The 11,845-nt window shown below is 66.1% G+C and carries 12 protein-coding genes; 4 read left to right on the forward strand and 8 right to left on the reverse strand.

From position 1 onward, the window contains the following. The first annotated feature begins 84 nt into the window (after positions 1-84). On the forward strand, positions 85-753 hold the full coding sequence (gene npdG / locus CP557_RS10200) for an NADPH-dependent F420 reductase (protein ID WP_097379799.1): 669 nt from the start codon (positions 85-87) through the stop codon (positions 751-753). Positions 754-833: 80 nt separating this feature from the next. Here npdG and CP557_RS10205 read toward each other — a convergent pair whose 3' ends face one another. The 4 genes from CP557_RS10205 to lrpA1 form a co-directional block, all read right to left on the reverse strand. Further along, complete coding sequence (locus CP557_RS10205) at positions 834-1,745, reverse strand: DMT family transporter (RefSeq protein ID WP_211290196.1); 912 nt, start codon at positions 1,743-1,745, stop codon at positions 834-836. Positions 1,746-1,799: 54 nt separating this feature from the next. Next, positions 1,800-2,408 (reverse strand): nitrous oxide reductase accessory protein NosL, encoded by a 609-nt coding sequence (locus CP557_RS10210; protein ID WP_097379801.1) that lies wholly within the window; start codon positions 2,406-2,408, stop codon positions 1,800-1,802. Between the two features lie 88 nt (positions 2,409-2,496). Next, complete coding sequence (locus CP557_RS10215) at positions 2,497-2,976, reverse strand: SRPBCC family protein (RefSeq protein ID WP_097379802.1); 480 nt, start codon at positions 2,974-2,976, stop codon at positions 2,497-2,499. Between the two features lie 96 nt (positions 2,977-3,072). After that, positions 3,073-3,501, reverse strand: coding sequence for an HTH-type transcriptional regulator LrpA1 (gene lrpA1 / locus CP557_RS10220; RefSeq protein WP_097379803.1), 429 nt, complete (start codon positions 3,499-3,501; stop codon positions 3,073-3,075). A gap of 154 nt (positions 3,502-3,655) precedes the next feature. On the opposite strand from lrpA1, the gene CP557_RS10225 reads away from it, so the two are divergent. Together CP557_RS10225 and CP557_RS10230 are read left to right on the forward strand one after the other, a co-directional pair. Continuing rightward, entirely contained in the window at positions 3,656-3,970 is a 315-nt protein-coding gene (locus tag CP557_RS10225) for a hypothetical protein (protein WP_097381607.1), read from the forward strand. Between the two features lie 73 nt (positions 3,971-4,043). After that, positions 4,044-5,213 (forward strand): LolA family protein, encoded by a 1,170-nt coding sequence (locus CP557_RS10230; RefSeq protein ID WP_097379804.1) that lies wholly within the window; start codon positions 4,044-4,046, stop codon positions 5,211-5,213. 108 nt (positions 5,214-5,321) lie between these two features. Here CP557_RS10230 and CP557_RS10235 read toward each other — a convergent pair whose 3' ends face one another. Further along, positions 5,322-6,257 carry a thiamine pyrophosphate-dependent enzyme gene (locus CP557_RS10235; RefSeq protein ID WP_097379805.1) on the reverse strand — a complete coding sequence of 312 codons (936 nt, stop codon included), beginning with the start codon at positions 6,255-6,257 and terminating at the stop codon, positions 5,322-5,324. 2 nt (positions 6,258-6,259) lie between these two features. Next, the gene (locus CP557_RS10240; RefSeq protein ID WP_097379806.1) at positions 6,260-8,161 is read right to left on the reverse strand and encodes a 2-oxoacid:acceptor oxidoreductase subunit alpha; all 1,902 of its coding nucleotides are present in this window, start codon (positions 8,159-8,161) and stop codon (positions 6,260-6,262) included. A 242-nt stretch (positions 8,162-8,403) separates the two neighbouring features. Between CP557_RS10240 and CP557_RS10245 the strand changes: the two genes are divergently transcribed. Beyond that, positions 8,404-10,224 (forward strand): 2-oxo acid dehydrogenase subunit E2, encoded by a 1,821-nt coding sequence (locus CP557_RS10245; RefSeq protein ID WP_097379807.1) that lies wholly within the window; start codon positions 8,404-8,406, stop codon positions 10,222-10,224. A gap of 30 nt (positions 10,225-10,254) precedes the next feature. Here CP557_RS10245 and CP557_RS10250 read toward each other — a convergent pair whose 3' ends face one another. Together CP557_RS10250 and CP557_RS10255 are read right to left on the reverse strand one after the other, a co-directional pair. Further along, complete coding sequence (locus CP557_RS10250; RefSeq protein WP_097379808.1) at positions 10,255-10,764, reverse strand: VOC family protein; 510 nt, start codon at positions 10,762-10,764, stop codon at positions 10,255-10,257. A gap of 67 nt (positions 10,765-10,831) precedes the next feature. Next, on the reverse strand, positions 10,832-11,845 hold the full coding sequence (locus CP557_RS10255) for an NAD(+)/NADH kinase (protein WP_097379809.1): 1,014 nt from the start codon (positions 11,843-11,845) through the stop codon (positions 10,832-10,834).

An 11,845-nucleotide genomic window follows, 5' to 3' on the forward strand; every position in this document is an offset into this window, starting at 1 on the left:
ATCCACTGTCGACTCCGTCCGAGGAGCCGGCGATATCGGCCGATCTCCGGCCCCTTTATTCGGGTGCCGTCCCGAGGGGGACGTATGCGAATTGCACTGCTTGGCGGCACTGGCGACATCGGCGAAGGACTCGCACTTCGGTTCGCACGCGATACGAGCCACGAGATCCTCATCGGCTCGAGGGATCCCGAGAAGGCCCGCGACGCGGTCGCGGAGTACGAGGACGAACTCGAGGCGCGCGGTGCCGAGGCGGACATCAAGGGCTTCGGAAACGAGATGGCTGCCGACCGCGCCGACGTGGTCGTCCTCAGCGTCCCGCCGTACTACGCCGGCGACACCGTCGAGGCGGTCGCCGACAGTCTCGATTCCGACTCGGTTCTGGTCACCCCTGCGGTCGGCATGCAGGGCGACGAGGACGGGCTCCACTACCACCCGCCCGACGCCGGGAGCGTCACCCAGCTCGTCGCCGGCCGGGCTCCCGACGACGTACCGGTCGTCGGTGCCTTCCACAACCTCGCGGCCGACGCGTTATCGAATCTGGACAACGATCTGGACCTCGACACGCTCGTCGTCGCCGACGACGACGACGCCAAAGAAACCGTCCTGTCGGTCTCGAACGAGATCGAGGGGCTGCGCGCACTCGAGGCCGGGCCGCTCGCCAACGCCGCCGAAGTCGAGAGCGTCACGCCGCTGGTCATCAACATCGCGAAGTACAACGAGGGAATGCACGACGTCGGCGTGAAGTGGATCTAGTGGCGGTCCACGCCCCCACTGGGGGGTCGAATCCGACGGTCTACTCCCCGTCGACCCTGCAGTCGACGGGTGGAACGGGACTAGGACCGACTCACGTCGACGCCTCGCGATGACTCCCGCTCGAGCGTCGTCACGGCGATCCCCACGATCACGACGACCCCGCCGATCACCGTGATCGCGTCGGGGACCTCCGAGAGCAAGACGAGCGCGAGGAGGGTCGCACCGACGGGCTCGCCCAGCCAGGCGACGCTGACGACGACCGACTCGAGGTGCTCGAGGGCCCAGTTACTCACCGTATGGCCGACGATGCCGGGGCCGACGGCCAGGCCGAGAAAGAGCAGCCACTCGCGGGGGGAGTAGCCGACGTAGGAATGGCCCTGGACGCCGACGAGGAGGAACAGCGTGACGACGCAAACACCGTAGACGACGGTCACGTAGGGTAACACGGGAACGCGCTGGCGGATCGAACGACCGGCCAGTACGTAGCCGGCGACGGTTATCGCGCCGAGTACCGCGAGCGCGTTCCCACGGAGCGTCACGCCGGCGAGGCCGTTCCGTCCGACGCTCCCCAGCGACATCGCGGTGGCTCCGGCGATCGTGACAGCAATCCCCACAACCGTCCCGCGGCCGATCCGCTCGCCGAGGAACAGCCCCGCCCCGAGCGCCACGAAGACCGGCTGACTCTGGACGAGCGTGACGCTCGCGGCGACGCTCGTCCGCTCGAGGCTCGCGAACCAGGCCGCGAAGTGGACGGCCAGCGCGATGCCGGCGAGGACGGCCCCCACGAGGTCGCGACGCGAGAGGCCAGCGAAGGCCCCGCGGTGACGGGTAACGGCCAGCGGGGCGACGAGTCCCGTCGTAAAGAGCACGCGATAGAAGGCCGCGACCGAACTGGGAGCGTCGCTCCAACGGACCAGAATCGCGCTCGTGCTCGTCGCGACCACCGCGACGGCGAGCGCGAGCGTCGGCGTGGCCTCGAAATCGACGGTCACATCGATGTCGACGGGGCCGCGAAACTAAACGGATTCCGAAACGAAGCGGGATCCTTACTCGTCGGGCAGCTGCGTCCCGCGGTAGATCGACGCGAGCTCGAGGTCGACGTCGTCCAGACCGACGATGATGTCCTCCTCGGGCGAGAGGTCCTCGGCCTCCCACCCCTCGAGGAAGGCGACGGCGTCCTCGCGGGCAGCGTAGGGGCGGGGATCGATCCCCATCGGGTCCTCCGCCGCTTCCTTGTCGGTAATGAGAACGAAGTTGGCTTCGGTCGCGTCGATGAGGTCTGCGGTCTCGTAGTCGGTCGTCCAGGCACCGGCGATCGGCGAGTCAGGCGTCGACGATACTTTGTAGGCGAACAGACAGCCCGGCGAGTCGAAGACGGCCGCCAGCCCGTTTTCGTGGACGAGCTGGCCCTTGCCGTAGTACTTGGTCGCTGGCATCCCACAGACTGCACAGCGGTGCCCCTCGGGAAACTCGAATGGACCGTCCTCGACGTTCTCGATCGAGGGCTCGTACACCTGCGGTGGCGGCTCGTCGTCGGTGTCTCCGTTCCCGTCGTTCCCAGGTCGGGCACCGCCCAGACAGCCCGCGATACCCGTGGCCACGCCGACCCCGAGCGCACCCAGTAGCCCCCGCCGCTCGAGCGCGTCGTCACACATACCCGCCTCTAGGGCCCCACCGATCAAAGCCGACGTGGTTCAGCTATCGAATGCGACGGTCCGGCCATCGATCCCGGATCCGGGTCGGCTACTCGAGCCGCGATTTCGCGAGGCGATGACGACTCCGGAACATGGCCTCGAAGCCGACCTTCGACAGCGGCGCGACCGCGTCGCCGAGTCCGCCAAGCGGCAGTTCGTACTCGACGCGGTCGTGGATCACCGTCCGGTCGCCGTCGGCGTGGAACGTGTGGGTGTGTACCCAGTGGTCGAACAGGCCGTGAACCATCTCGTCGCGGAAGTACGCCGAGCCATCGTCGCGCTCGCGGGCCGTGATCACCGACGTCCAGTGTTGGCGCGGTCCCACGCCGAACGGGCGGATCGACAGCGCGATTTCCGCCCCGGGCTCGAGCACGTCCGGGTCTGACTCGCCCTCGGAGCCGATCACGCGCTCGACCCGCATCCCCATCCAGTCGGGCGTTACCGCCTCGAGCCCCGAAACACGGGAGTTGAACGCCCAGACGTCTTCGAACGGCGAGTCAACGGTCGTTTCGCGTTCGTAGGTCGGCATGGCGTGGTCTCCTCGGGCAGCCAACATAAAAACGTGGGTCCCAAACGGCGAACGCCACGGACCCGAACCCCGGTGGCGACGGAGAGCCCCGAGTACCTACTTCAACCGCTCTTGCAGGAAAGACGGGTGGGCCGCAGTGACGCCGTCGATCTCGAGCAACTCGTCGGAGATGATCTCGCCAAGCGAGTCGCCGTCTTCGGCGCGCACTTCGGCCATCAGCATGTGGTCACCGCTGGAACTGTACAGTGCTTCGACCTCCGCGAGATCCTTGATCGCCTGTGTCGCCTCGACGTAGCGTTCGCTCGCGACGTCGAGTCCGACCAGCGCGATCGTCTGGCTCGAGAGCTTTTTCGGGTCCACGTCGGCCGAGTAGCCGACGATGACGCCCTCCTCCTCGAGCTGATTGATGTATTTTCGGACCGTCGGTTTCGAGACGTTCGCCCGCTCGGCGATCTCGGCGTAGGACGCCTGTGCGTCCTCCTCGAGGACTTCGAGGATACGATCTTCCGTCGCCTGGGTACTCATGAGAGTATGTTTTGCTCCGGCGGAAAAATATCTTTTGTATCCGAAAACGACGGATATCCGAACGGAAGCGCGCTGGGACGGCCGTCTCGAGGATCGGATACCGACAGTCGTAACCGCCGGACTTATCGCTCACTGGGGCCTGTTCGGACACTGGATGGTCGATCCGAATCTCGTTAGCGGTGCCGTCTGGGTAGTCTGTGGGTTCGCGATCGTGGGCCTGGGCTGGCTCATCGCGGTCCGTGGGCGAGTGGAACTACACGCGAACTACGACGAGTCGGTCGACCCGACGTACGCCGCTCGGTGGGCCGGCGGGACGGGCCTGCTCATGGGGGTGCTCGTCGTGGCGTATGGCGTCCGTGAGATGCGCTACGGCTTCGAATCGCGCCTGCTCGCCGGGCTGATCGTTGCCCTGCTCGTCCTGAGCTACGTTTCGAAACTGTTCGCCGGCGGATTCGGTAGCCGTGAGTAGTTGACACGCGATCCCGGCAGCGGTATCGAACGGACCGACATATTGAAGTCACACAACAGGTGAGTGAGGGTACATGTTCGTCGGCGATCGAGACGTCCGCTCCGTCCTCCCGGCTCTGGCGCTCGCAGTCGTCCTCCTCACGGCAGGCTGTGTCTCCGTGCCGAGTGCCGGTCCCGATCCGGCGGCCCTCGAGGACGAGGTCACCGCGGCCGACCCGCCCGACGAGGTCACCGCGACGGTCGTCAGTACCCGGACGGTCGACGGTGAAACGATCCGAACTACCGAGGCGGTCTGGCTCCGTGCGGATGGACGGAGTCGGATCGAGACGGAATCGAGCGGAGCCGGTACCGTCATCGTCGACGACGGAACCCAACGCTGGCACTACGATGCCACTCGTGACTGGGTGACTCGACTCGAGACCGATCCGACCGCGCTGTCGATCCTCGAAGGGCTGTACGTACAGCAGCAACGATACCTCGAGGCGTACGAGATGACGGCGGTCGAGGAGGACGCGGTCGATGGCCGGGACACCTACCACGTCACGTTCGACCCGCCGGCGAACGAGACGATCGAACGATCGATCAGCGTGTTGATCCAGGATACGGAGTACGTCATCCCGCTGGCGACCAGCGACGTCGAACACGCCGAACGCGGCGCTGATCGCGTGGAGGTCTGGTACGATCAGGAGACGCTGTTCCCGGTCAAACAGACGATCGAGGGCGACGGTGTCGTACTGGAACGAACCTACCGAAACCTCTCGATCGACGGTGGAATCGACGACGAGCGGTTCGAATTCGATCCGGCGGCCGTGGGCGGCACCGAGACCGACGTCGAGTCGATCGCACTGCCATCGATCGACGACTACGAAACCCTCACAGCAGCCGACGAAGCCGTCCCGTTCACGGTTGCCGAACCGCCGGCGAGCGCGCTGCCAGCGGGCGTCGAACTCGATTCGATTACGGGATACGAGTTCCCGGACGAGAATCGAACGCAGGTGTCGCTCCAGTACCGGAGCGGGGACGACGAGACGGTGTCGGTCACCACGAGCGACGGCCCGCGTCGGTTCGCGGTCGGCGGCGAGGCGGTCCCGGTCGGAACCGCGACGGGAACGATCGCCGAAACCGACGAAGGGACGGAACTGCAGTGGTCGTGTGGTGAATCGTACTACTCGGTTTTCGTCGAGGACAGCTTCGACGACGGAACGGCAGTCACGGTCGGTGAATCCCTCGATCTCGACTGTTGACTGGTGTCATCGTCTCACCGGAGACTGACACAAAAAACGGCTGACGACAGTCGGGAACGAGACGGCGACCGACTGCCGGCTATGGGACTCGCGAATCGGTTCGCGAGATCAGGTGTGACGCTCGAGCAGATCGTAGCTGCGCTCCCACTCGGCGTCGTCGTCGAAGTACCGTTCCGCAAGGGGCTGGTCGGGCAACTCGCCGACGGCGGACTTCTCCGCCTGGTAGGACGGCCGATCCTCGTCGACGTAGTAGCGGCCGGTCAGGACGGTCCCCTCGTTGAGGACGTCCTCGGTCTCGTGCATCATTTCCGCGGCCTCGCGCCGGTCGGTGACGTCGTGGTCGTAGTCGTCGGATTCCTGGATGTCGATGTAGGGGACGTACTGCCGGGCGTCCTTGTTCCAGGTCGGACACTGGGTCAGGAAGTCGACGTGGGCGAAGCCGTCGTGTTCGATGGCCTCCGCGATGATCTCCTTTGCCTGGTTCGGGTTGACGGCGGCGGTGCGGGCGACGTAGCTCGCACCGGCGGTCAGTGACAGCGACAGCGGCCGCAGCGGCGTCTTCGCGCTGCCGGATGGCTGGGTCTTGGACTTGTGACCCTTCGGGCTCGTGGGCGAGGTCTGGCCCTTCGTCAGGCCGAAGATCTCGTTGTTGAACACGATGTAGGTCATGTCGTGGTTCTCCCGGGCCGTGTGGATGAAGTGGTTTCCACCGATCCCGTAGCCATCGCCGTCACCGCCCGCGGCGATGACCTCGAGGTCGGTGTTCGCCAGTTTGGCGGCACGGGCCACGGGCAGCGAGCGCCCGTGGATCGTGTGGAAGCCGTACGTGTCGAGATAGCTGTTCAGTTTGCCGGAACAACCGATCCCGGTGACGGTCAGTACTTCTTCGGGCGTCTTGCCGACCTCCGGCAGCGCCTGTTTCAGCGACTTCAGGACGCCGAAGTCGCCACAGCCCGGACACCAGGTCGGCTGGGGTTCGACGCCGGGCGTGAACTCGTCCCGGTCGATCTCCCGTTCCTCTCCGATCGCGTTAAATGCACTCATGGTTAGTCACCTGCTGCGGGTTCGATTCGTACCTGTGCGGTCGGTTCGCGGTCCTCCTCGGCGAGGTTGACCTCGTAGCCCTCGACGATCTCGGCGGGCTCGAACGGATTGCCGTTGTACTTCAGCAGACTGGTCATCTTCTCGCCGAAGCGGCCCAGTTCCTTCTGGATCAGGCCGCGGAACTGTGCGGTGGCGTTCATTTCGACGACCATCGCCTCGTCGACGCTCTCGAGGAACTCGGTCACCTCGGTCTCGGGGAACGGCATCATGTCGGAGACGCCGATGCCTTTCACCGAGTGGCCGTTCTCGTTGAGCCGTTCGACGGCCTCCTGAACGGCACCCTGTGAGGAGCCCCACGTGATGATTCCGTACTCGGCCGTCTCGTCGCCGAAGTAGGTCTGGTTGGACTCGTGTTCCTCGTCGAGTTCCTCGCGGATGGAGTCGAGCTTCTCGATGCGGCGGGTCATCTGTGCGACGCGGTTGTCGGGATCCTCGCTGATGTGGCCGACGGGCGAGTGTTCGTTCCCGGTTGCGAGGTAGCGACCGCCCTTCTGGCCGGGTAACGACCGTGGGGCGACGTTGTTCTCGGCGTCAGCGTAGTTGAACCGCTTGAATTTGCCGCTCGCGTCGTGAGCCGCTTCCGCGAGCTCGTCCTCGGTCAGCGTCGCTCCCAGATCGGGCTCGGGCTCGCGGTCGAAGAACTCGACGTCCACGTTCTTGTTCTCGCCGGAGAGTTTCTGATCGTAGATGATGATCGACGGGATCTGATAATCCCACGCGATCTCGAAGGCGAGTCGTGTCTGTTCGTAGGCTTCCTCGATGTTGCCCGGAGCGAAGACGACCCGCGAGGAGTCGCCCTGACTCGTGTAGAGGACGAACTCGAGGTCGCCCTGTTCGGGTTTCGTCGGCATCCCGGTCGAGGGGCCGGCTCGCATCGACTCGACGAGAACCAGCGGCGTCTCGGTCATCTCGGCGAGGCCGAGCGGTTCGCTCATGAGCGCGAAGCCACCGCCCGAAGAGCCGGACATGGCCTTCGCACCCGCGTGGCTCGCACCGAGGGCGAGCGCCGCGGCGGCGATTTCGTCTTCGACCTGCTCGGAGACGCCGCCCATGTCGGGGAAGTTCTGGGCGAGGATGGTGAAGACGTCCGTCCACGGCGTCATCGGATAGCCGGCAATGAACCGACAGCCGGCGTCGATGGCACCGTAGGCGATCGCGTTCGAACCCGACAGCAGCGCCTGTTCGGTCTCGTGAGAGCCCGTTGGGGCGCGCAGTTCGTGCTCGAACTCGTACTCCTCGTTGATCGTCTCGTAGGCCTCGTGGAGGATCTCGAGGTTCGCCTCGAGAACGTCTCCACCCATGGCGTCGGACATCAGGTCCTCGATGTGCTCGAGGTCCATCTCGAGCAGCGCCGCCGTCACGCCGACGCCGGCAGTGTTGCGCATGACCTCGCGACCGTGCTCCCGCGCGAGGGACCGAAGGTCCATCGGGAAGACGTGCCAGTCGTTCTCCTCGGCGCGCTCGTGGAGGTCGATCGCCTCGACGTCTTCCTCGCTGATGAGACCCTCGTCGTAGACGATGATGCCGCCCTCGCGGAGATCGTCGAGATTCTCCGAGAGGGGTTTGACCTCTTCGTTGCCGTAGTAGGCGTCTTCCTGTGGATTGCGGGCGAAGGAGTCGCCCAGCGAGAGCAGGAAGTTATAGCCGTCACCACGTGACTGTACCTCCCGGTCTGCGGCCCGGATCTCGACGTACGTGTGGCCACCGCGAATCCGCGACGGATAGTGGCGGTGTGTAAACACGTCGAGTCCCGAGCGCATCAGCGCCTTGGCAAAGTTCTGGCTCGTCGAGTCGATCCCGTCGCCGGAACCGCCCGCGATTCGCCAGATAAGTTCGTCGCTCATAGGTGGATCAGTGGCCGGTGGGCCAACCGTACCCGGAATTTCGGACCACCGGGCCTAAAGCCTTTGCTATAGATTACCAAGGATCTTTCGTGAAGAATGGACATCCATTGAAGAATATGTATGGAAGATCATTACTATTGGTACGAAACGCGTTTATAATTGTCCGCATTCGTCCGGCCCGCTCACGTCTCAGCGGTTCGATCGGCGATACATTTTATATCCATTTCATGCTACTCAATCCCATGGGTTACATCGTTCGGATGCCGAAACTCGGGCTCGAGATGGAACGCGGGACGCTCCTCGAGTGGGCGATCGACGAGGGCGATTCGATCTCCGAAGGGGACCCGATCGCCGAAGTCGAGTCGGAAAAGAGTATCGCGGAGGTCGAAGCTCGCGAAGACGGGGTGTTGCGACGGACGTACCTCGAGGCCGACGAGACGGTACCGCCGGGGACGCCCATCGGGATCGTCGCGGCGGCCGAGGTCGACATCGACGAGCTCGAGGCCGAAGCGACGGCTGACCTCGAGGCCAACGTCGAAGTTGCCGACGAGTCCGAACCCGAACCGGACGAGCGCGCGGCCGATGCGGCCGCAAGCGGACGCGAAGCCAGCGCCGGGGGCGAGGCGACGGACGACGTCAAAGCCTCTCCCCGCGCTCGGGACCGGGCGGCGGAACTGGACGTCGAGTTGGCGGCCGTCGAAGGAACCGGCTATCAGGGATCGATCACCGAGGACGACATCGAACGAGCGGCCAGCCAGGGCGCGGGCGCTGGTGAGCCGGACGCGTCGCCGCGAGCGCGCAGCCGTGCCGAAGAACTCGGCGTCGACCTCGCGAACGTCGAGGGGACCGGCTATCAGGGATCGATCACCGAGGACGACGTCGAGGCGGCCGCGGCCGAAACCGGTGGAACGAGCCGGACGGTCGCGGACGAACGGCCGTTCAGCGGGATGCGCCGGACGATCGCCGCCCGCTTGAGCGAGAGCTATCGCGAGGCCGTCCACGTGACCGTCCACCGCGAGGCCGACGCCGAGGCGCTGCTAGCTGCCGCCGCCGCGGCGGACGAAGCCCTCGAGACCGATGTGTCGGTCCAAGACCTCCTCCTCCGGGTCGTCTCGGCGACGCTCGCGGACCACCCCGCGTTCAACGCGACGTTCGAAGACGACGTCCACCATCTCTGGGAGGAACACAACCTCGGGATCGCCGTCGACATCGAGCAGGGACTGATCGCGCCGGTGCTTCCTGACGTCGAGAGCAAGTCGCTGACGGAACTCGCCGACGAGCGACGGGCCCTCGTCGACCGCGCGACGAGCGGCGATTACACGATGGACGATCTGCAGGGTGGGACGTTCACCGTGACCAATCTCGGCGTCCTCGGCGTCGAGGCGTTCGATCCGATCATCAACCCGCCGCAGGTCGCCATCCTCGGCGTCGACGCCATCGCCGAGCAGCCGACCCGCGGCGAGGACGGCCTCGAGTGGCGACGGCACCTCCCCTTCGATCTGACGTTCGACCACCGGGTCGTCGACGGCGCGGACGCCGCCCGCTTCCTCGAGACGCTCGTCGACTACGTCGAGAATCCGTGGCCGGTCCTTCCCGAGGACGTCGCCACGGCGGCGGATCGAGCGGGCGAACGCGGGACCACCGGCGAAGCCGAGACGGAGATGCCCGGCCGGTCGGTCACCGCAACGAACCCCGACGGAATGCGGGGTCGTATCGAGGCCGGCTCCTTCGAGTGGATCTACGACGAACCCGAATCCAGCGGCGGCACAGAGACCGGCCCGACTCCGGTCGACGTCGCCCTCGGCGGCCTCGCCTCGTGTCTCTCGCTGAGTACCAGATTCCAGGCGCGCAAACGCGACATGTCGGTCGACGAGATCCGAGTCGATGTGGACGCGACGCCCGAAGAGGGAACAGTCGAGGAGATTGCGGCGACGATCCGACTCGAGGCCGACGCGGACGACGAGACGATCGACCGGCTCGTCGACCTCGGCGAACGGGGCTGTCACGTCTCGCAAATGCTTCGGGAGGACCTGGAACTCGACCTCTCCTGGGAGCGCCTCTGAAATCGGGGGAACGGCCCGTTTGGCGGTCCGTTACTCCGGGTACGTCCGGTCCGGCTCCGGCATCGCGTCGACGTTCGCCCCGGTCTCGAAGATCGCGCCGTTGAGTTCGTCGGCGGTATCGAAGTACCAGAACTCGGTGCCGCCGTAGTTGCCGCTCTGGATGACCGGCAGTCCGGCGTCTTCGAACTCCTCGACGACCGCGTGGGGATCGTCGACGGCGAAACAGGCGACGTGGTGGAGCCCTTCGCCGTGGTCCTCGAGGTGATCCGTATAGATACTCGGCCCCTCGAGCGGTTCGATCAGCTCGACCATCGTCTCGCCGAGCTGGGTAAGCGCGAGCACCATCGAATACTCGTGGGACTCGCCGCGGTAGGTCCGGTCGGTGAGCGTCGGCGGCTCGAACCGGTACACCTCCCACGGGCCGACCCCGAGGATCGATCCGAACCGGTCCATCCCGTCGTCGATATCCTCGACGACGAACGCGACCTGGGACAGCTCCGGAACCTCGACGTCTACTTGTGGAATGGTATCGTACACCATTGTAACGACCGCCGCTACCACGACGTCGAAGTAGTACTTTGTGTCGGCTGGATGTGACCGACGTTCCCTAGCGCTCGTCGATCCCGGCAGCCCCGAAGCCGCCGACCCGTGTGCCCCGCTCGAGGGTCGCGTCGACGTCGACGAGTCGCGGCCCCTCCGGGACCGGCGTCAACTCGACCGTTGCGTCGGTGAGTTCGAGTTCGCGCTCGCCGTCGGCACCGACGACCCCGTCGGGGACGTCGAACGAGACGGACTCGCCCGGCTCGAGTCGGGCACACGACGTGACACCGATCGTCGCCGTGACCCCCGGCGCGACGATCGCGCGGACGGATCGGGGCGCGTCCGCCGGCTCGGCGAGGCGAACGGCGACGCCACCGGGCTCGGCGGGCGAAAGCGGCTCGAGGCTGCCTGCGACGGCCGGCAGCCCGATGTCGTCAGGATGCGCCTGCGAAACGACCCCGCCGCGGAGATCGGTCGGGTCGAGCAGCGCACGGGTCCCGATGAACGACCGCGAGGAGACCTCGACGGCCGCGAGCCCCGTCAGCCGTCGCTCGCCGGTCGGCGTCTCGGCGCGCGCCTCGACCATCCCGTGTCGCGTGGTCACCGTTTCGGCCGGGACCGTCCCGGTCGCGATGAGCGCTGCCGCCGCACCCGCGACGGTACCGTCGACGGCCGACGGGACGACGTTGTTCGTCCCCGTCGAGACCGCGACCAGCGGGACGTCGCCGAGTTCGAGCGCGGCGTCGCGGGTCGTCCCGTCGCCGCCGAGGACGACAGCGACGTCAGCCGCGTCCCGAAATCGGGCCGCCGCCCGACGGGTGTCTTCCGCGCTCTCCTCGATCGGTATCTCGAGCCTCGCTGCCTCGATGTCAGCGGGAGCCTCCGTGACCGCGTGGTCGGCGATTCCCGTCCGGTCGGGCATGATCAAGACCTCGAGGGGCTCGCCCGCGACGGTCAGCCCGTCACAGACGCACTCGGCGACCCGGCGCTTCGCGTAGTTGTCGACGACGCTCGCGCCGCCGGTGAGCCGGCGGATGTCGCGGCCCGCAGCGGGGTTGACGATCAGTCCGATAGTCGCCAC

The organism is Natrinema ejinorense (assembly GCF_002494345.1).
GTDB classification, from domain to species: domain Archaea; phylum Halobacteriota; class Halobacteria; order Halobacteriales; family Natrialbaceae; genus Natrinema; species Natrinema longum.

Excerpts from the sequence above, each read along its gene's own strand:
- npdG (WP_097379799.1), top strand. The coding sequence starts at position 85 with ATGCGAATTGCACTGCTTGGCGGCACTGGCGACATCGGCGAAGGACTC.
- CP557_RS10210 (WP_097379801.1), bottom strand. The coding sequence starts at position 2,408 with ATGTGTGACGACGCGCTCGAGCGGCGGGGGCTACTGGGTGCGCTCGGG.
- CP557_RS10215 (WP_097379802.1), bottom strand. The coding sequence starts at position 2,976 with ATGCCGACCTACGAACGCGAAACGACCGTTGACTCGCCGTTCGAAGAC.
- lrpA1 (WP_097379803.1), bottom strand. The coding sequence starts at position 3,501 with ATGAGTACCCAGGCGACGGAAGATCGTATCCTCGAAGTCCTCGAGGAG.
- CP557_RS10225 (WP_097381607.1), top strand. The coding sequence starts at position 3,656 with ATGGTCGATCCGAATCTCGTTAGCGGTGCCGTCTGGGTAGTCTGTGGG.
- CP557_RS10230 (WP_097379804.1), top strand. The coding sequence starts at position 4,044 with ATGTTCGTCGGCGATCGAGACGTCCGCTCCGTCCTCCCGGCTCTGGCG.
- CP557_RS10235 (WP_097379805.1), bottom strand. The coding sequence starts at position 6,257 with ATGAGTGCATTTAACGCGATCGGAGAGGAACGGGAGATCGACCGGGAC.
- CP557_RS10240 (WP_097379806.1), bottom strand. The coding sequence starts at position 8,161 with ATGAGCGACGAACTTATCTGGCGAATCGCGGGCGGTTCCGGCGACGGG.
- CP557_RS10245 (WP_097379807.1), top strand. The coding sequence starts at position 8,404 with ATGGGTTACATCGTTCGGATGCCGAAACTCGGGCTCGAGATGGAACGC.
- CP557_RS10250 (WP_097379808.1), bottom strand. The coding sequence starts at position 10,764 with ATGGTGTACGATACCATTCCACAAGTAGACGTCGAGGTTCCGGAGCTG.